The sequence below is a fragment of the Christensenella massiliensis genome, from assembly GCF_040409835.1.
GTDB classification, from domain to species: Bacteria; Bacillota; Clostridia; order Christensenellales; family Christensenellaceae; genus Christensenella; species Christensenella massiliensis.
In genome coordinates this window covers 1,644,805-1,662,433 of sequence record NZ_CP117826.1, presented here as the reverse complement: position 1 = coordinate 1,662,433, position 17,629 = coordinate 1,644,805, and the positions used below count along the sequence as shown (strand labels likewise).

Sequence of the window (17,629 nt, the reverse complement as noted above, 5' to 3'; positions counted from 1 at the left end):
TCGGCAATACACAGCGAACAGCGCGGCGGAGCCCTCCCGGCTCCGTCCGGCTGTTTGTATGGAGAAGGAAATGGAGCAGGGCTTCGGGGGATATCATCCGGCGGTCAATTTCATATTTTTTGCGGGCGCGGTCCTGTTCGGGATGTTTTTTGTGCATCCCGCTTTTTTGCTTCTGTCCGTCGGGCTGTCCTGTACGAGCTATTTTCTCTTCAAGGGGCGGCGCGGCGTGCGCCTTTTGCTGGGCATGCTGGTCCTGTTCGCGGCGGTATCGCTTCTGAACCCGGTGTTCAACCCGTATGGGGAGACGGTGCTGTTCACGTGGCTGTGGGGGAGGCCGTTCACGCTGGAGGCGCTTTTGTACGGGCTTGCGACGGGTGGGATGTTCCTGACGGTCATTCTGTGGTTCGCGTGTTATAATGAGATCATGACGAGCGATAAGTTTACCTACCTGTTCGGGAAATTTGTTCCTGCGCTTTCGCTGGTCCTGTGTATGGTGCTGCGCTTTGTGCCGCACTTCAGGGAAAAGGCGCAGACCATCGGCGGCGCGCGGCGGTGCATCGGGAAATCGGCGGAAAACGGAACGAAGCGGGAGCGGCTTGAAAGCGGCATGGCGGTTCTGTCCGTGCTCACGTCGTGGTCGCTCGAGGGCGCGGCGGTCACGGCGGACTCCATGAAGAGCCGGGGATACGGCAGCGGGCCGCGGACGAATTTTTCCATCTATCGGCTTTCCCGCCGGGACGGAGTGGTCCTGACGCTGCTCGCGGTGTGTGCGGCGGGGCTCGCCGCATGTATGCTGCGGGGCGGAACGGAGGCAGTGTTCCTGCCCGGTATTTTCTGGGCGCAGGGCCCGGCAACGGCGCTCGGGTCGGTTTTCTATGGGATATTTTTGGCGGTTCCCGCCGCGATTCAAATAGGGGAGGGTATCACATGGCGCATTTTGCGGTCGAGGATTTGACGTTTACTTACCCGGAGGCGAAAAAAGAGGCGCTTTCCGGCGTGAGCATCAGCATTGAAAAGGGGGAATACGTCACCCTGTGCGGAAAGAGCGGAAGCGGCAAAACGACGCTGATGCGGCACCTGAAAACCGCGCTTGCGCCGCACGGGAAGCGGACGGGGCGGATCCTACTGGACGGACGGCCGCTTGAGGAGATAGGCCTGCGCGAGCAGAGCGCGCGCATCGGGTATGTCATGCAGGACCCGGACAGTCAGATCGTGACAGATAAGGTGTGGCACGAGCTGGCGTTCGGGCTGGAGAGCCTCGGGTGCGACCAGAAGACCATGCGCCTGCGCGTGGCGGAAATGGCGAACTATTTCGGCATCGGAACGTGGTTCCACCGGAATGTGGCAGAGCTTTCGGGCGGGCAGAAGCAGCTTTTGAACCTCGCGTCCATCATGGCGATGCAGCCGGACGCGCTCATCCTCGACGAGCCGACGAGCCAGCTCGACCCCATTGCCGCAGCGGATTTCCTCAATACGGTGCGCAAAATAAACCTTGAGCTCGGAACGACGGTCATTCTGTCCGAGCACCGGCTGGAGGAGGTGTTCCCCAGCGCGGACCGGGTGATCGTGATGGAAAAAGGGAAAGTTTTGGCGGAGGACACGCCCCGCCGCATCGGGCAGCGGCTGCATGCGGAACAAAGCGACATGGCGGCCGCGCTCCCGTCGCCCATGCGCATTTTTTACGGTGTGGGGAGTAGCCTTGATTGCCCGCTCACGGTACGCGAGGGGCGCAGGTGGCTCTCGGAGGAACTGAAAGACACGGAGATCAGGCAGGACAGCCTGCCCGATCCCGGGGAGACAGAGGAGCCGGAGGCAAAGGATGCCGCCGTCGCGCTCAAAGAGGTGTGGTTCCGCTATGAAAAGGACGCACCGGACGTGCTGCGCGGCACAAGCCTTTCCGTGCCGAAGGGAACTCTGTTCGCCGTGGTAGGCGGGAACGGCACGGGAAAATCCACCATGCTGAAAACGGTGTGCGGGATATGCAGGCCCTACCGGGGCAAGGTAATGATCGATGGGAAGCGGATCGAAAAATATAAGGCGGAAGAGCTGTTCCGCGGCAACCTCGCCATGCTGCCGCAGGACCCGCAGAGCCTGTTCGTCAAAAAAACGGTGGAGGAGGACCTTGTAGAGATGCTCGTGGACGTTCCGGGGAGCATCGGAGAAAAAGAGGAGCTCATCAACGGGGTGGCGCGGGACTGTGAGGTAATGGGGCTGCTTTCCTCCCACCCCTACGATCTTTCGGGCGGAGAGCAGCAGCGGGCGGCGCTTGCGAAGGTGCTGCTGTGCAGGCCGCGTATCCTGCTTCTCGACGAGCCCACAAAGGGCATCGATAACTTTTACAAGCAAAAGCTGGCGGAAATTTTAGACAGGCTGAAAGCAAAGGGAGCGACGGTCCTCATGGTGTCGCACGACGTGGAATTCTGCGCGCAGTATGCGGACAGCGTTTCCATGTTTTTCGACGGCGGCGTGGTGACGACGAACACGCCCGCGCGCTTTTTTTCGCAGAACAGCTTTTATACAACGGCGGCGAACCGCATGAGCCGCCATATTTTCAGAAATGCGGTGACGAACGGGGACGTGATCGAGCTATGCCGGATCAACAAACAAAACTGAAGCGGTGCGGAACGTATACGTGGTTCGGGTTCACTCTGCCGTTTGAGCGAAAGCTCGCGCTCATCGCGGAGGCGGGCTTTCAGACCATCTGCACATGGTGGGACGATACGTTTGCCGGAACGGACGGGCGCAAGGAGGAGCATTTCCGGCTCGCGGAGCGGGCGGGGCTTTTCCTCGAGCACACGCATCTTCCCTATTTCGGGTGCGACGCGCTGTGGTTTCCCGGAGAAGAGGGAGACGCGCTGTGCGCGCGCTATGCACAGAGCGCGGCGCAGGCGGCGGACGCGGGAATCAAAACGGCGGTGCTGCACCCGTTCGGGAAATACGTGCCCGAAAACGGAAACTGGAGCATATACCTCTCGCGCATGCGGCGCATTGCGGAGCGGTGTGAACAAAGCGGCATACGCCTTGCCGTAGAAAACCTTGCGGACAACGAAGCGCTCGCGCGCATCGTGGACGCGCTTGCAGACAGCCCCGCCGTGGGCGTCTGCTTCGATACGGGGCACAACCATGTGACGGCGGGGAACGACTTCAGCCTGCTTTCGCGGTTTCCGGACAGGATCTTTGCCCTGCACGTGCACGACAACAGCGGTTTGCGGGACGAACACCTGCTCCCCTACGAGGGCACGGTGGACTGGGCCGCGTTCCTTGCGGCGGCGGAGCGGACGGAGTTCGGCGGCTCGCTGATGCTCGAGGCGTGCTGGCCCGTGGACTGGGATAAGCTCAATGAGCCGGATTATGAATATGAAGAGCCGCCCATACCGCCGGAGGAATACCTTGCGCGGGCAAGGAAAAGCTGCGGGCGGATATTGGGGGAAAGGACGGAGGATTAACATGGAAGAACGCATCACGCTCGGAAAAAAGAAACGGGAGGAGCTGCCGGAAAAGCGGAAGTTTTCGCGGCGCACGGTGCTTTCCTTTTTCATTGTCCTGATCGCCATCCCGTTCACCATCTGGTTCGGCTGGCGCTACGGAGACCGGAATTTTTATATCGTGAGCCTGCTCATCATTATCTATACGATGATCCCCTTTTTTCTCGTGTTTGAAAAGCGCAGGCCGCAGGCGCGGGAGCTCGTCATCCTTGCCGTGATGTGCGGCATCGCCGTCGCCTCGCGCGCCGTTTTCATCTGGCTGCCCCATTTCAAGCCCATGACCGCGGTCATCATCATTACGGGCATCGCATTCGGGGCGGAGGCGGGCTTCCTCACGGGCGCGGTATCCGGCTTTGTTTCCAATTTTATTTTCGGGCAGGGCGCGTGGACGTCGTGGCAGATGTTCGCGTTCGGCATGGCGGGCTTCCTTGCCGGGCTGTTTTACCAGAAAGGCCTGCTGCGCAGGGAAAAGCTTCCGCTGTGCGTGTTCGGGGGCGTAGTCACGATGTGTGTGGTGGGGCCGCTGCTCGACACCTGCGCGCTGTTTACCATGAGCTCGGTCATCACGCCGGAAAGCGCGGCGGCCATCTATCTTTCGGGCCTGCCCGTGAACGCGGTGCACACCTCGGCCACGGTGCTCACCCTGCTTCTGGTCTCAAAACCGATGTTTGAAAAGCTGGACCGCGTGAAGCGGAAATACGGCATGCTGGAGGCGTAAACATGCGCTTCGACTCATGGAACCCGGCGGTCAACTTCATCTTTTTCGGCATCGTCGTCGCTTCGGCGGTCGCGTTCAACCAGCCGGTGTTCCTTGCCATCGGCTATGCCTGCTCCTTTGCCTATTCGGTCAAGCTGAACGGGAAAAGGGCGGTCTGCTTCAACCTTGCGCTCATTCCGTTTATCGTGCTGTTCGCCCTTTTTTATTCGGGCTACAACCACTTCGGGGTCACGAACCTCGCCGTCAATTTCATCGGCAACCAGCTCACCCTCGAGGCCCTTGTCTCCGGCTTTGTCATCGGAACGCGGGCGGCGTCGGTGCTGATGTGGTTTTCCTGCATGAACGCCGTCGTTTCGAGCGACAAGGTGGTGTATCTTTTCGGGCGCGTTTCGCCCCGTTTGTCTCTGTTTTTATCCATCCTGCTGCGCATGGTGCCGCGCGTGAAGGAACGTGCGCGGAAGATCGGCGCCGCCCAGCGGGCAATCGGACGCGGCGCGGGGCAGGGGGGCCTCCTGCGCCGCATGCGAAACGGTATGCGCATCGCGTCTATCGTGATCACATGGACGATGGAGAGCATGATCGGCACGTCGGACTCCATGAAAAGCCGGGGCTATACCCTGCGGGGGCGCACCGCCTTTTCCATTTACCGCTTCGACTACCGGGACAGGAGCTTCGTGCTCGTGCTGTTCGGCTGCGCCGCCATTCTCCTGATGGGCATACTGCTCGACCAGACGTGCATTCTGTATGACCCGGAGATCATCCTGAACCGTATCACGCCCCTTTCCGGCGTATTCTACGCGGCCTATGCGCTTTTGTGCCTGCTGCCCATGCTGGTGCAGATAATGGGGGAGAGACGCTTTGCACGGCAGAGAAAAGCGGGCTGTGAAAACGGCGCTTAAAACGGCCGGAAGAGGCTCGCCGGCGGCCCCCCGCGGACAAAGAGGGGATGCATGCCGGCCCGCTCCGAAAGGGCCCTGCAGCCGAACGGCCTGCCGGGCCCTATTCCCGAAAATGCATAGAAACGGAACTTTTTCGGCAAACGAAAGGCCGGACGCAATATCCGGCCTTTTTTCGTCTGTTTTACGCTTCCTCGCATTTCACGAGCGTATAGCCCGCGTCTGCGATGGCGTCCCGGAACACCTGTTCGGGCACGTCCTTTGAAAGGGTGACGGCGGCCTGCTTTTTGTCGAGGTCCACGACCGCCTCCGTCACGCCGTCGAGCGCCGAGAGCAGCTTCTGCACGTTCATCTGGCAGTGCGCGCACATCATTCCGTCAATGGTCAGCAGTTTTTTCATTTCCTTTTGTCCTTTCCCGTTTTCCGGCGCAGGAGCGCCTGTATTTTTGATTTGCTCCGCCGCCGCTTCCGGCACGGGGCTATCGGTTCTGCTTTTATCCTTGAACAGCCTCAGCCGCAGCGCGTTCAGAACGACGCACACCGAGCTTAAGCTCATGGCGGCCGAGCCGATCATCGGGCTCAGGCGGATTCCGAACGCGGGGAAGAGCGCGCCCGCTGCGAGCGGAATGCCGAGGGTGTTGTAGAAGAACGCCCAGAATAGGTTTTGGTGGATATTGCGCACCACCGCCTTGCTGAGGCTGATTGCCGTCGCTACGTCTGCAAGGGAATCCTTCATCAGCACTACGTCCGCCGATTCGATGGCGATGTCCGTACCCGCGCCGATGGCAATACCAATGTCCGCACGGGTGAGCGCGGGCGCATCGTTCACACCGTCGCCTACCATGGCGACCTTATGCCCCTTTTCCTGAAGCGCGCGTACGCTCGCCTCCTTATCGGCGGGCAGTACGTCTGAGATGGCTTCCTCTACCCCCACCTCTTTGCGGATGGCCTCCGCCGTCACGCGGTTATCGCCCGTGAGCATCACGACGTGCAGGCCCATCTCGCGGAAGCGGGCAATTGCCGCGCGGCTGTCCTCACGGATGGTGTCCGCCACCGCGATCACACCTGTGATCCTGCCGTCCGCCGCGAACAGGAGAGGCGTTTTGCCCTCGCCCGCAAAGCGTTCGGCGAGCTCCCTTGCCTGCGCGTTTTCCGCAAGTCCGGATTCTTCCATGAACGCGAGATTTCCGGCGACGCACCGCCGCCCGCTTACGACCGCGCGAATGCCGCGGCCTGCCTGCGCTTCAAATTCCTCTGCGCGGGGGATGGAAAGTCCTTTTTCCCGCGCTTTTTCCACAACGGCCTGCGCAAGCGGATGCTCGCTCCCAGCCTCCGCAGCGGCGGCCTGCGCGAGAAATTCATCCTCCGTAAGGGAAGCGTCCAGCACCGAGATATCCGTGACCGACGGGTGGCCGGAGGTGATGGTTCCGGTCTTATCGAGCACGACGGTGTCTATGGAATGCAGATTCTCAAGGCTTTCCGCCGATTTGATGAGAATACCCTGCTCGGCAGCCTTTCCGGTGCCCACCATGATGGCGACGGGCGTTGCCAGCCCAAGCGCGCACGGGCAGGAGATGACGAGCACGGAAATAGCGTTCGAAAAGGCGAATTCAAAGCCCTGCCCGGCGATGAGCCATACGGCGATCGTCACGATGGCAATGCCGATGACGACGGGCACAAAGATGCCGCTCACGCGGTCCGCAAGCCGGGCGATGGGCGCTTTGGAGTTTCCGGCCTCGTCCACCAAGCGGATGATCTGCGCGAGGGTCGTATCCTCGCCCACCTTGGTCGCCTGCATGCGGAAGGAACCGTTTTTGTTGATGGTCGCCGAGATCACGGTATCGCCCGGCTTTTTCTCTACGGGAATGCTTTCGCCTGTGATGGCCGCTTGATCGACATAGCCGTAGCCCTCCGTGAGCACGCCGTCCACGGGAATGCTCTCGCCCGGGCGGATCACGACGGTGTCGCCGCTCTGTACCTGCTCGGCGGGGATCACGCTCTCTTTCCCGCCGCGCAGGACGGTCGCCGTTTTGGGGGCGAGGTCGACGAGCTTGCCGAGCGCGTCCGATGTTTTGGATTTGGAGCGTGCCTCAAGATATTTGCCCACCGTAACGAGGGTGAGTATCATGGCCGCCGACTCAAAATACAGCGCGTGGGAATATTCGTGCACGAGCGCCATATCGCCGTGGCCGAAGCCGTACGCCATGCGGTACATGGCAAACAGCCCGTACACGAGAGACGCCGCCGAGCCGACAGCCACCAGCGAATCCATATTGGGGGAGCGCTTTGCGAGCGCGCGGAACCCGTTCGTATAAAAGTGCAGGTTGATGACGATGATGGGGATCGTGATGATAAGCTGTGTCAGCGCGGAGATCAGCGCATTTTCCATGCCCACGAAAATACCGGGGGTGGGAATACCCATCATCGGCCCCATGGCGATATACATGAGGGGGATCAAAAGGATCACGGAGGAAACGAGCCGCCGGCGCATCGCGCCCTGCCCATCCGCTGTGAGCTTCTGCCGTTCCTCCCATTCGCTGCGGAACCCGCCTTTCTGCGCGCCGTCCGTACTGCCGGGCAGGGAAGCGCCGTAGCCAATGCTTTCCACCGCGCCGATGATCGCGTCCGGCGCCGTTCTGTTTTCATCATAGGTCACGGTCATGCGGTTTCCGAGCAGGCTGACGTCTACGTCCGAAACGCCGTCCAGCTTGCGCACGCAGCGGTCCACATTGGCCTGACACGCCGCGCAGGTCATGCCCGTAACATTATATTTTTCTGTTTTCAACAGAGCTTCCTCCTCTCCTTATTTCAGCTTTTTGATGAGCTGCACCGCTTCGTCTACAACGGCGGTGTTGCCCTTTTTGATCTCTTCCACCACGCATGTTTCCATGTGGTCCTGCAAAATCAGGTAACCGAATGCCGCAAGCGCGCTTTCCACCGCCGCGACCTGCGTTAAAATATCCCCGCAGTAGCGGTTCTCGTCCAGCATTTTACCGATGCCGGAAAGCTGCCCGGCCATGCGGCTCAGACGGTTTTTTAAAAGCCGCAGCTCCTGCTCGCTGCGCGGAGTCGCCTTCTGATGGCATGCGCACGGCGCGGCCGCCTTGCTTTTGATTTCCATGCTTCCGTCCTCCTTTTGTCTTTAAATACCCCGGTGGGGTATTTGTGCTGTAACAATAATATACCCCAAAGGGGTATTTGTCAAACAGAAATGACGCGCGGTGAAAAATTTTTATGGGCTGCCTGTACCTGCGGTTGACAAACCGGGATGAGAATGATATATTAAAAACGCTGTTATTGATAACGCTGTTTTTGATTTTGCGGAAAGGAGCGGGGGCATGGCAAAACGGGAAGAGGGAATCACCGAAAGCCTTCTTTTATGCGCAAAAAAAGAATTTTTGGAAAAGGGCTATAAGGATGCCTCCCTGCGGGAAATCGCGGAAAAGGCAGGCACAAGCACCGGGGCGATCTATATCCGCTATCCGGATAAAGGCGCTCTTTTCAGCGCGCTGGTGGAGCCCGTGGCGGAGGGCCTTATGGGCCGTTTCCGCGCCGCGCAGGACGAGCATTTCGACCTGATCCCCGCGGGCAGGACCGAAACGAGCCAAGCGCTTTCCACGGCCTACCTCTACCGCTTTCTCGACTATATCTATGAAAATTTCGACTCGTTCAAGCTTTTGATCTGCCGTTCCGGCGGAACGAGCTATCAGGATTTCCTGCACGAGCTGGTACGCCTCGAGGTGGAACAGAGCGAGCGGTATTACAGACAGCTCCGGGCAGCGGGAAAAATCGAAGGAACGCTCGACAGGGAGGTCCACCACATGCTGACGAGCGCGTATTTCACCGCGGTGTTCGAAGTAGTGGCGCACGATATGCCAAAGGAAAAAGCGCGCGCTTACGTAGAGCAGCTCGCATGCTTTTTCAATGCCGGATGGAACAGTCTGATCCGGTGGAAATAAATTTTTTTGCACAAAGGTTAGCGATTGCTAACTATAAAAATGTTGGAGGAGGACAACAAGATGAATACAAATACCAAATGGTCCGCGAAGGATGTGATCACGACCGTGCTTTTAAGCGTACTGCTGATCGTGATCCAGCTGCTGATCAACATGGTCTGCATGGCCAGCCACTTTGTCAGCATGGTGCTTTCCTTGGGGATCACCTGCTTTGTATGCGCCCCCGTTTATTTCCTGATGGTGCGCCGCGTGCACAAGCGGTTCGTTTCCCTGCTTTATATGACGCTGCTCGGCGTCGTTTTCCTGATCATGGGCGACTGGTTCCTGCTGCCCTATTTTATCGTGGTGGGGCTCGTATGCGAAGCGATACTGTGGAGGAAAGGCTCGTATGACGCGCCGTGGCGTATCACAGCCGCTTGGACGGTCTACAGCGGGCTTTATCAGGGCGTGAACCTGCTGCCGATCCTCGCGTTTTGGGAAACCTTCGCCTCCAATGCGCTCGCCTCCGGCATGACGCAGGAGTATATCGATTCCTATCTGTCCTACTATACACAGCCGGGCTGGCTGGCGGTCATCCTCATCATCACGGTTGCATGCGGCTTTGCGGGCAGTCTGGTCGGCAGCCGCATGATGGCAAAGCATTTCAGTAAGGCAGGCGTCCTGTAAATGGAAAAAAAGAAGGCAGGCTTTGCCGTCGCTGCCAGACTGTGCGTGTTTGCCGCGACGCTGGCCGGCGTTTTTCTGACAGACGGCACAGACCGGACGTGGATCATTGCGGCGATGCTGTTTTGTGTCCTCGCGGCGCAGAAAGCATGGAAGCAATGCGCGGGCTTCGCCGTTTTTTACGGAATATTATCTCTGCTGCTGTACCTGATTCGTTTTCATGGGCTGCGCATGGCGGCATTCTCGGAATTTCACGTGTTCCTGTTTTGGTGGCTGACGCCGGTCTTTATGGCGGCGTGGAACCTCGTATCCGCCCCGCCGGGAATGCTGAGCGCCTTTTTTGCGCGCGTCCATGCGCCTACGGGGGCGATCCTCGGGCTGCTCGTCATTTTCCGTTTTTTTCCTACCATGCGCGCAGAGCTGCACGGGCTGCGGGAGTCTATGCACAACCGGGGACTTACCGGACCGGCGCAGGTGCTCCGCCGCCCGGGGAACACATTTGAGTATATTCTGGTTCCCATGCTGCTGCGCTGCCTGCAAATCTCCGACCAGCTCGCGGTCTCCGCGGCGGCGCGGGGGATCGATACGCCCGGCCCGCGGCACAGCTATTACGAGCAGAAGCTCCGGGTGCGGGATATCCTCGCGGCGGCGCTCTACGCGGGCGCGATACTGGTATTTCTGCTGATAGGAGGGGTCAAATGATCGAGCTTGAAAACGTATCCTTTGCCTATGCGGGGGAGGAACCGTGTATCCACGGCGTGGACCTTAGGGTGGCGGCCGGGGAATGCGTTGTATTCATAGGGCGCTCAGGCAATGGAAAAACCACGCTGACGCGCCTGATAAACGGCCTTGCCCCCTATTATTATGAGGGAACGCTCAGCGGAAAGCTTCGGATCGGCGGAACAGACCTTGCAGAGATACCGCAATGGGAACGCGCAAAGCAGATCGGCTGCGTGTTTCAGGATCCACGGTCTCAGTTTTTTTCGGCGGAGCTTGCCGGGGAAGTGGCGTTCGGCTGCGAGAATCTCGGCTTTTCCGTGCAGGAGATCAGGGACCGCACAGATGGAGTGATACGCACGATGGGCCTCGACGCCCTGCGGAACACTCCGCTTGACCGGCTTTCCAGCGGGGAAAAGCAAAAGGTCGCGATCGCTTCGGCCCGTGCGGCGGGGCCGCGGATATTCACCTTTGACGAACCCACCGCAAATCTTGACGAAGAAAGCGCCGGGCAGCTTTCAGAGACGCTGGCGGAATTGAAGAGGCAGGGGCACACGCTCGTCGTTGCCGAGCACCGGCTGTCGTGGCTGATGGAGCTTGCGGACCGCTTTTTATATGTGGACGGGGGCAGGCTCGTGCGGGAATTTTCCCCGCGTGAGCTCGCCTTGCTCTCCGCAGGCGAAGCCGCGCGGATAGGTCTGCGCCGTCCATGTAAAACGGAGCCGCCTCTCCTGCCCGCCGCGGACTGCCGGACAGGCGCGGCCGCGGAAGCGCGGCGGGTCTGCTGCACGGTGGGAAGAAAGACCATTTTCCGGGATATCGATTTCAGCGCTTCTCCGGGCGAGGTCGTGGCGGTAACCGGGCGGAACGGAACGGGCAAGACGACATTTGCAAAAATACTGTGCGGACTGCGCCGTGAAAGCGGGGGGAGCGTGCTCTTCAGCGGAAAAAGACTGCCGCCCGGCCGCCGCAGGGAACGCGTCTTTTACAGTGCCAACGACACCAACACCCAGTTTTTCACACCCAGCGTGGAGGAAGAGGTGCTTTTGCTGCTGCCCCGGCGGGAAAAAGAGCTGGAACGGGCGCGGGAGACGCTCAGGCGGCTCGGCCTGTATGAATACCGCACCCGTCACCCCGCCACTCTTTCCGGCGGCCAGAAGCAGCGGCTCTCTTTGGCGTGCGGCGTCTTGAGCGGGCGGGAGCTCCTGATTTTTGACGAACCCACCAGCGGCCTTGACGGCGGCAACATGAAGATCATTTCAGATATGCTGAAGCAGGAGGCTGAAAACGGGAAAACGGTGCTGGTGATTACGCATGACGCCGAACTGATGGAGGCGTGCTGTACGCATATATTCCAGATGGGAGGCTACCGGCCGGGCAGATAATAAAGCCCGCAGAGCACGGCAAGACCGGCCGCGTTCACCAGTGTGAATACGCCGAGATAGCGCCCGGCCCGCGCGTTTTCAGTCCGCATATAAAGCCGGAAGGAAATGACGCTCGCAAGGGAAGCGATGATCGTTCCAAGCCCGCCGACATTCGTGCCGGCAAGCAGGGCGGGGGCGTTATCTGTAAAACCGGAGAGCAGCACCGCCGCCGGAACGTTGCTGATGACTTGGCTTGCAAGCACAGAGGTCCCGAACGGGTCCGCGTTCAGCCATTCCCCGATGAGGCTTTGGACAGCGGGGATGCGGCCCATGTTCCCGGAGAAGATAAAAAAGCAGACAAACGTGCAGAGGAGCCCATAATCTACGGCGCGGAACGACGGGCGGGATACAAAAAGGAAGAAGCCCGCAACGATCGGCGTCAGTACCCAATAGGGAAACACATGCAACACACATAAAATGCACAGCAAAAACAGGAAAAGGAACAGAAAAAGGCGCTTTCGGCACCGGACCGGCGCAGCTGCGGCGGAAGCGGACAAAGGCTCTAAAGGCTCTTTGCGCACGAAGAGGCAGGCAGCACAGAGCATGACGAGGCTGACGGCCGCAAAGGGCAGCAGAACGGTGATAAAATCCGCAAAGGACAGTTCAAAATCGGAATATAAAAACAGGTTCTGCGGATTGCCGAACGGCGTCAGCATGCTTCCGAGGTTGGCGGCGGCCGTTTGCAGCACGATGGTGAAGATCAGGCTGCGCTTTTTGCCCGCACGCCCAAGAATCAGAATGGTAAAGGGAACGAGAGCAATGAGCGCCACGTCGTTGGTGATGAACATGGATAAAAAGAACGTGAGCAAAACAAGCAGAAGCGTCAGCGTACGCAGGTTTTTCGGCCCGCGCAGCAGCTTTCCGGCGAGAAAATCCAGAAGGCCGCAGGACTGCATGCCCGCTTGGACGAGCATAAAGCAAAAGAGCAGGCACAGTACCTCCGTGTTGATATAACCGGAATATGCGGCGTCCGGCGGAACAAGCAGCATCGAAACGCCGGCGCATATGAGCGAGGCCAGAAATACAGGCTCGCGCTTTATGAATTTGAATACTCTGCTTCCCATCTCAAACATTCCCATTTCTATAAGCAAACTGTATTTTAGCACATCTCTCCGGGAATGGGAACCGTTTCTGAAAAAGGAAAGGACCTTATTTCGAAAATTGGCGGGACTGCGTTTTTTCGGCGCAAACCGATTGACTTTTTTAATGGGGGAGAGTAAACTGATGTATGGGGTGAGCAGACGCTAACCCCATATATTTTACATGCGGATTAGCGATAGCTTACTATATCCGGTCGGGAGGCGTTATGAGCGGTGGTTTATTGGCGGCGGCCCTGCTGCCCATTCTTGGAAGCATGATCTTAAACGGCGGGAAGAAGAAGCGGAGGCCGAACCAGCTTGGGCTCCCCTCCTTTCGCGGCGTTCTGGAAGTAAAGAGCGCAGTGGAGGGCAGGATACGGTTCCGCGTACCCTTTCTGAAGGGGAATGAAGCGATGGCGGCGCAGGCCAAGCGGCAGATCGAGCGCCTTACCGCTGTCGGCGAGGCGGTGGTCAATCCGGAGACGGGCTCCTTGCTCGTACGGTATGAACCGCAGGCCGTACAGCCGCAGCTGCTCGAAGCGGCGGTGATCAAGCTGCTGGGGCTGGAGGAAGCGGCGCAGGCGAGCGGCGGAAGCGTGCTCGGCAAGGAATGCCGCACCTTTGCGGACGCTATGAACCATGCGGTCGCGGATAAAACGGGCGGCCTTTTTGACCTGAATTTCCTTGTTTCCGCTCTTATGATTGGCGCGGGCGTGTTTCAGGTGATGCGGAACCCGTCTATGATGCCGAACGGCTATACGCTTCTTCGGTGGGGCACGAACCAGCTGCTCGGGCGCGGGGGGCGGTGTGAATGAGCGACTGGAAAGCGGGCGCGATCCGTTCCTTTTTCCGGGTGCGCGTCCATTCAGATATTCCGGGCCGCCTGCGGCTCAAGATCAGTAATTTCCGGCTGATCCCGCAGGCAGGGGTGAGCGCTTCCCTGCCGTATATCCCGAAGGCTTTCGGCCTGCTTCCGGGCGTAAAGACGGCGGAGCTGAACGCTAAGGTAGGCAGCCTCCTCATCTTGTATGACCCTGCTGTGACCGGAACGAAAGCTATTTTGGATTGGATCGATACGATGATCGAAACGGGCGTCAAATACGCGCCCGCTATTGCGCGTTCGGGCATGAAAGACCCGGCGCGCATCGAACGTTTTTTCATAGAGAAGCTGCAAACGCGGCTCCCATCGGGCGAACGGAGGTAATATGACAGAAAAGATCGCCTTCAAGGGCATAGTGGTAAGACAGGCGGCGGGGCGCCTGCGCCTGCATTATACGGGCCTGCGTTACCTGAAAGCGCTCTACCGGGAGATCGGAGAGCGCGTGTGCACAGTCTCCTGCGTGGAGAGCGTTACCCTGAACGGCATAACGGAAAACATATTGATCTGCTACGACAGCGGGAAGCGAATGGCGGACCGTCTGCCGGAGGCCGCGGACGCTGTAATGGAGCAGTACGCGATGCAGGCCTACCGGACAATGAAGGAAGAAAGCGCAAAGCAGGCGGCCGTACAGGACGAACAGCCTGCGGGGGATTCCAAACAGATCCTCACGCGGCTCGCCGTTTCGGGCGCGGCGCTTGCTTTGGGAAACACGGTGCTCAAAAATTACGCCAAAACGGAGCTGCTCCCCATTCCCTATCTTGGAAAATTTACGACCTTTCCCGCACTTGTGAGCATGGGCTTAACGGCGCCGCTCCTAAAATCGGCGTGGCAGGGCATTGTGCGCGATAAACAGCTGAATGCGGACTTTCTGACTGTTACGTCTATCGTAGCGAGCATCCTTTTGGGCCAGAGCTTTTCGGCGCTGACGATCATCATGCTTTCAGATGTGGCGGAGTTCATGACCACCTATACCATCGAGCGGACGCGCAGGTCCATCAAAAAGCTTCTGTCTGTGGAGGACGCGTATGCGTGGAAGCTTCTGGAAAGCGGAGAGCTCGCGCACTGCCCGATCGAGGACATCATGATCGGGGATACGGTCGTGATCCACACCGGCGAAAAGGTCACGGTGGACGGCGAGGTCCTCGCCGGACAGGCACTGGTAGATCAAAGCTCGACCACCGGGGAATTCCTGCCTGCCGTATGCAAGGAGGGCGATAAGCTGCTCGCGGGCTCTATCATCAAAAGCGGCGTAGTAACGGTACGCGCGCTGAAGGTGGGAGACGATACGGTCGTTTCCCGCATCATCAATATGGTGGAGAACGTCGCCTCGCAGAAAGCGCCCATCCAGCATTATGCGGACCAATTCTCAAACTATCTCGTGCCGCTGAATTTTCTTGCGGCCATCGCGGTCTGGGCGGTCACCCGCAGGGCGGATCAGGCGCTGAAAATGCTGGTGATCGATTATTCCTGCGGCATCAAGCTGTCTACGGCGGCAGCTTTTTCGGCAGCCATCAACGCGGCGGTAAAGCGCGGCATCCTCATCAAGGGCGGCGCGTATCTCGAACGGATGAGCAGCGCAAATACCGTGATTTTCGATAAAACAGGCACGATCACGGAGGGAAAGCCGGAGGTCGTCGCCGTCAGGATATTTGCAAAAAATTATACGGAACGCGAGGTCGTGGCGCTCGCCTGCGCGGCAGAGGAGACCTCCAGCCACCCGCTTGCCGGAGCGATCATGGATTACGGCGCCCAGCTTGGCGTAGAGACGCCTGTGCACAGCGATACGGTGACCGTGATCTCAAAGGGCAGCAGTACGATGGTGGATGGGAAGTGCATCCGCGCGGGCAGCCTTGCCTATATGCGGGAAAATAAAATACGTGTGCCGCGTTCGGCCCAAATGCCCGCTGACGTAGGCATCGCAACTTATATCGCGGAGGACAGGACGCTGCTCGGCGTGCTGTGCGCGGTCGATAAGCCGCGCACCAATATCCGCAGGGCGGTCAACAACCTGCGGGGAAAGGGGATCGACGAGATCTCCCTCCTGACGGGCGACAGCAAAGAGCAGGCAGCCGCCATTGCCGCACAGATCGGCGCGGATTCCTATCAGGCGGAGCTTTTGCCCGAGCAGAAAGCGGAGGCAGTCCTGAAGCTTCAGGCGGGGGGAAACGGCGTCGTCATGGTCGGGGACGGCATCAACGACGCGCCCGCGCTTTCCTATGCGGACGTAGGCATCTCGCTCGGAAGCAAATCGACGGATGTGGCGATGGAGACCTCAGATATCGTCATAGGGCGCAACGACCCGATGCTGATCCCGCAGGTGAGAGACATCTCCAACCGGACGATGGAGGTAGTAAAGCAGAATTTCGCGATGGTGATCGGCATCAACACCCTCGGCCTGATCTTAGGTGCGGCAAGCAATATCTCCGTATTCTGGAGCGCGATGCTGCATAATATGAGCACGATCGCGGTGGTGGGGAATTCCTGCCGGCTGCTTTTCTATAACAGAAAACAGGAGAAAGAATAAGATGCTGCATTCAGACCTCGAAATACTGCATGAAACGCGGGGACGCATCCGCGTCCGCCTGCCTGAAGGGCTTTCCGATCCGGGTACGGCAGGGCTGTTTTTATGCGGACATCGGGAGGTGCGGGGTTTCCGGTATAATCCTGTGCTCCGCACAGCGGTCATCTGGTATGAAACGATCGGACGGGAAGAGCTTCTCGCCCGGATAGCGGCCGTTTATGCCCGGCAGAACGGCATGCGGTATATCCATCTGAAAGACCGCGGCAAACGGCAGGCCGCACGCATCACGCCCAGCGGACAGGCCGCGCTTGCGGCGATTCTTGTCAATACGGCCGCGCAGGTATTCCTGCCTGCTTCGCCGGTCGCGGCCGTTACGAAATGGTGCGCCGTCGGTACGACTGCCGGCGCGGTCATCGAGCACGGCTACCACGAGCTTGCCCAGCGGGGCGCGTTCGACCCGGAGGTGATGTCGATCATGTACCTCATCAATGCGATGGGAAAGGGTCAGACAGCCTATGCGACGCCGCTCGTATGGCTGATCACGTTCGGACGGCACCTGTTCCGCCCGCGGGATAAGGGGGTCATGCTGAAGGTGGAGGACGCGGGAGCGGACCGGGATGGAAATGAGACGACTCTCGTCCGCGTGCTCCGTGATACGGACAGGAAGGGCAGGGCGGCCTTTCTCGGCGAATTTTTAGGGAGATATCTGCAGGCATATCCGCAGATGCCGTTCCCGGCCGGCCGGCAGTTCGTCGTACAGGGATAGAAAAACGGCCCTTTGGCCGAAGCAAATAAAGGAGGACGATGTTATTATGATGAGCGGATTTGCAAAGGGGCTGCTGGTTGGCCTCGGAGTCAGCGCGGTAGGGTTTTATCTCTATAAAAAGAATGAACAGAAGGTCGATTCCTTCCTGCGCGGGCATGGCTTTCCCGTGCCGGAATCGGGCAGGATGGAGCTTGCGGACCTGTCGCTCGAGGAGCTGATGGAGACGAAAGAGGATATCGAGGATATCATTGCAGAGCGCGAGATGAGCGGCGAAAGCAGCGTAATCACCTGCACTGCGGCTCCGGCAGCAGAGGAAGCCGCGCTTCCTGAAGCGAAGAAAGCAAAAAAATAAAAACAGACTAAACGACATAAGCGCCATACCTCCGAACGGGGTATGGCTTTTTGGCGTAAAGGAAAACGCACGTCCTTTCATTCGCGGGGAAACGAGGCGTGGCGGCAGCGGACGGCCCGGCCCGAACGGAAAAGAGGGCTTCGGCTTTGCCTTTTCCGGCGCCGCGGTGCAA

The 17,629-nt window shown here is 59.0% G+C and carries 17 protein-coding genes; 14 read left to right on the top strand and 3 right to left on the bottom strand.

Annotated elements, in window-relative coordinates; all coding sequences use genetic code 11:
- Positions 1-58: 58 nt before the first annotated feature.
- Genes PUP29_RS08015 through PUP29_RS07995 form a run of 5 tightly spaced genes read left to right on the top strand, consistent with a single transcriptional unit; the run spans position 59 to position 5,102 of the window.
- Positions 59-955 (top strand): energy-coupling factor transporter transmembrane component T, encoded by an 897-nt coding sequence (locus PUP29_RS08015; RefSeq protein ID WP_353422931.1) that lies wholly within the window; start codon positions 59-61, stop codon positions 953-955.
- Positions 928-2,613, top strand: coding sequence for an ABC transporter ATP-binding protein (locus tag PUP29_RS08010; RefSeq protein WP_353422929.1), 1,686 nt, complete (start codon positions 928-930; stop codon positions 2,611-2,613). The genes PUP29_RS08015 and PUP29_RS08010 overlap by 28 nt, the downstream gene beginning before the upstream one ends.
- On the top strand, positions 2,589-3,446 hold the full coding sequence (locus PUP29_RS08005; RefSeq protein ID WP_353422928.1) for a sugar phosphate isomerase/epimerase family protein: 858 nt from the start codon (positions 2,589-2,591) through the stop codon (positions 3,444-3,446). The genes PUP29_RS08010 and PUP29_RS08005 overlap by 25 nt, the downstream gene beginning before the upstream one ends.
- A 1-nt stretch (position 3,447) precedes the next feature.
- Positions 3,448-4,203 (top strand): ECF transporter S component, encoded by a 756-nt coding sequence (locus PUP29_RS08000; protein WP_353422927.1) that lies wholly within the window; start codon positions 3,448-3,450, stop codon positions 4,201-4,203.
- Positions 4,204-4,205: 2 nt separating this feature from the next.
- Positions 4,206-5,102, top strand: coding sequence for an energy-coupling factor transporter transmembrane component T (locus PUP29_RS07995; protein WP_079546372.1), 897 nt, complete (start codon positions 4,206-4,208; stop codon positions 5,100-5,102).
- Positions 5,103-5,283: 181 nt separating this feature from the next.
- Here the strand turns inward: PUP29_RS07995 and PUP29_RS07990 are convergent, their stop codons facing one another.
- Positions 5,284-7,884, bottom strand: a complete 2,601-nt coding sequence (locus tag PUP29_RS07990) for a heavy metal translocating P-type ATPase (RefSeq protein ID WP_353422926.1) — start codon at positions 7,882-7,884, stop codon at positions 5,284-5,286.
- Positions 7,885-7,902: 18 nt separating this feature from the next.
- On the bottom strand, positions 7,903-8,220 hold the full coding sequence (locus tag PUP29_RS07985; RefSeq protein ID WP_353422925.1) for a metal-sensing transcriptional repressor: 318 nt from the start codon (positions 8,218-8,220) through the stop codon (positions 7,903-7,905).
- A gap of 217 nt (positions 8,221-8,437) precedes the next feature.
- Here PUP29_RS07985 and PUP29_RS07980 point away from each other — a divergent pair, with 217 nt between their 5' ends.
- The 4 genes from PUP29_RS07980 to PUP29_RS07965 are packed head-to-tail and all read left to right on the top strand — an operon-like array spanning position 8,438 to position 11,820.
- Positions 8,438-9,058, top strand: coding sequence for a TetR/AcrR family transcriptional regulator (locus tag PUP29_RS07980; protein ID WP_079546375.1), 621 nt, complete (start codon positions 8,438-8,440; stop codon positions 9,056-9,058).
- Positions 9,059-9,118: 60 nt separating this feature from the next.
- Positions 9,119-9,721, top strand: a complete 603-nt coding sequence (locus PUP29_RS07975) for an MptD family putative ECF transporter S component (RefSeq protein ID WP_353422923.1) — start codon at positions 9,119-9,121, stop codon at positions 9,719-9,721.
- Positions 9,722-10,420 (top strand): energy-coupling factor transporter transmembrane component T family protein, encoded by a 699-nt coding sequence (locus PUP29_RS07970; RefSeq protein WP_079546377.1) that lies wholly within the window; start codon positions 9,722-9,724, stop codon positions 10,418-10,420. It abuts the gene before it with no gap.
- Positions 10,417-11,820, top strand: coding sequence for an ABC transporter ATP-binding protein (locus tag PUP29_RS07965; RefSeq protein WP_079546378.1), 1,404 nt, complete (start codon positions 10,417-10,419; stop codon positions 11,818-11,820). The genes PUP29_RS07970 and PUP29_RS07965 overlap by 4 nt, the downstream gene beginning before the upstream one ends.
- On the opposite strand, the gene PUP29_RS07960 is transcribed toward PUP29_RS07965, so the two are convergent.
- Positions 11,802-12,923 (bottom strand): SLC13 family permease, encoded by a 1,122-nt coding sequence (locus PUP29_RS07960; RefSeq protein WP_079547811.1) that lies wholly within the window; start codon positions 12,921-12,923, stop codon positions 11,802-11,804. The two genes, PUP29_RS07965 and PUP29_RS07960, sit on opposite strands and share 19 nt — an antisense overlap.
- A 242-nt stretch (positions 12,924-13,165) precedes the next feature.
- On the opposite strand from PUP29_RS07960, the gene PUP29_RS07955 reads away from it, so the two are divergent.
- From PUP29_RS07955 to PUP29_RS07935, 5 genes are read left to right on the top strand one after another with little or no spacing between them, the layout of a single operon-like run.
- Entirely contained in the window at positions 13,166-13,753 is a 588-nt protein-coding gene (locus tag PUP29_RS07955) for an HMA2 domain-containing protein (protein ID WP_079546379.1), read from the top strand.
- Positions 13,750-14,142, top strand: coding sequence for a hypothetical protein (locus tag PUP29_RS07950; RefSeq protein WP_079546380.1), 393 nt, complete (start codon positions 13,750-13,752; stop codon positions 14,140-14,142). The genes PUP29_RS07955 and PUP29_RS07950 overlap by 4 nt, the downstream gene beginning before the upstream one ends.
- Position 14,143: 1 nt before the next feature.
- A complete protein-coding gene (locus PUP29_RS07945; RefSeq protein ID WP_079546381.1) occupies positions 14,144-16,342 on the top strand; it encodes a heavy metal translocating P-type ATPase in 2,199 nt (732 codons plus the stop codon).
- Between the two features lies 1 nt (position 16,343).
- Positions 16,344-17,105, top strand: a complete 762-nt coding sequence (locus tag PUP29_RS07940) for a hypothetical protein (protein ID WP_079546382.1) — start codon at positions 16,344-16,346, stop codon at positions 17,103-17,105.
- 46 nt (positions 17,106-17,151) lie between these two features.
- Positions 17,152-17,457, top strand: a complete 306-nt coding sequence (locus tag PUP29_RS07935; RefSeq protein ID WP_353422921.1) for a hypothetical protein — start codon at positions 17,152-17,154, stop codon at positions 17,455-17,457.
- Positions 17,458-17,629: the final 172 nt, after the last annotated feature.

Excerpts from the sequence above, each read along its gene's own strand:
- PUP29_RS08015 (WP_353422931.1), top strand. The coding sequence starts at position 59 with ATGGAGAAGGAAATGGAGCAGGGCTTCGGGGGATATCATCCGGCGGTC.
- PUP29_RS08010 (WP_353422929.1), top strand. The coding sequence starts at position 928 with ATGGCGCATTTTGCGGTCGAGGATTTGACGTTTACTTACCCGGAGGCG.
- PUP29_RS08005 (WP_353422928.1), top strand. The coding sequence starts at position 2,589 with ATGCCGGATCAACAAACAAAACTGAAGCGGTGCGGAACGTATACGTGG.
- PUP29_RS08000 (WP_353422927.1), top strand. The coding sequence starts at position 3,448 with ATGGAAGAACGCATCACGCTCGGAAAAAAGAAACGGGAGGAGCTGCCG.
- PUP29_RS07995 (WP_079546372.1), top strand. The coding sequence starts at position 4,206 with ATGCGCTTCGACTCATGGAACCCGGCGGTCAACTTCATCTTTTTCGGC.
- PUP29_RS07985 (WP_353422925.1), bottom strand. The coding sequence starts at position 8,220 with ATGGAAATCAAAAGCAAGGCGGCCGCGCCGTGCGCATGCCATCAGAAG.
- PUP29_RS07980 (WP_079546375.1), top strand. The coding sequence starts at position 8,438 with ATGGCAAAACGGGAAGAGGGAATCACCGAAAGCCTTCTTTTATGCGCA.
- PUP29_RS07975 (WP_353422923.1), top strand. The coding sequence starts at position 9,119 with ATGAATACAAATACCAAATGGTCCGCGAAGGATGTGATCACGACCGTG.
- PUP29_RS07970 (WP_079546377.1), top strand. The coding sequence starts at position 9,722 with ATGGAAAAAAAGAAGGCAGGCTTTGCCGTCGCTGCCAGACTGTGCGTG.
- PUP29_RS07965 (WP_079546378.1), top strand. The coding sequence starts at position 10,417 with ATGATCGAGCTTGAAAACGTATCCTTTGCCTATGCGGGGGAGGAACCG.
- PUP29_RS07960 (WP_079547811.1), bottom strand. The coding sequence starts at position 12,923 with ATGGGAAGCAGAGTATTCAAATTCATAAAGCGCGAGCCTGTATTTCTG.
- PUP29_RS07955 (WP_079546379.1), top strand. The coding sequence starts at position 13,166 with ATGAGCGGTGGTTTATTGGCGGCGGCCCTGCTGCCCATTCTTGGAAGC.
- PUP29_RS07950 (WP_079546380.1), top strand. The coding sequence starts at position 13,750 with ATGAGCGACTGGAAAGCGGGCGCGATCCGTTCCTTTTTCCGGGTGCGC.
- PUP29_RS07945 (WP_079546381.1), top strand. The coding sequence starts at position 14,144 with ATGACAGAAAAGATCGCCTTCAAGGGCATAGTGGTAAGACAGGCGGCG.
- PUP29_RS07940 (WP_079546382.1), top strand. The coding sequence starts at position 16,344 with ATGCTGCATTCAGACCTCGAAATACTGCATGAAACGCGGGGACGCATC.
- PUP29_RS07935 (WP_353422921.1), top strand. The coding sequence starts at position 17,152 with ATGATGAGCGGATTTGCAAAGGGGCTGCTGGTTGGCCTCGGAGTCAGC.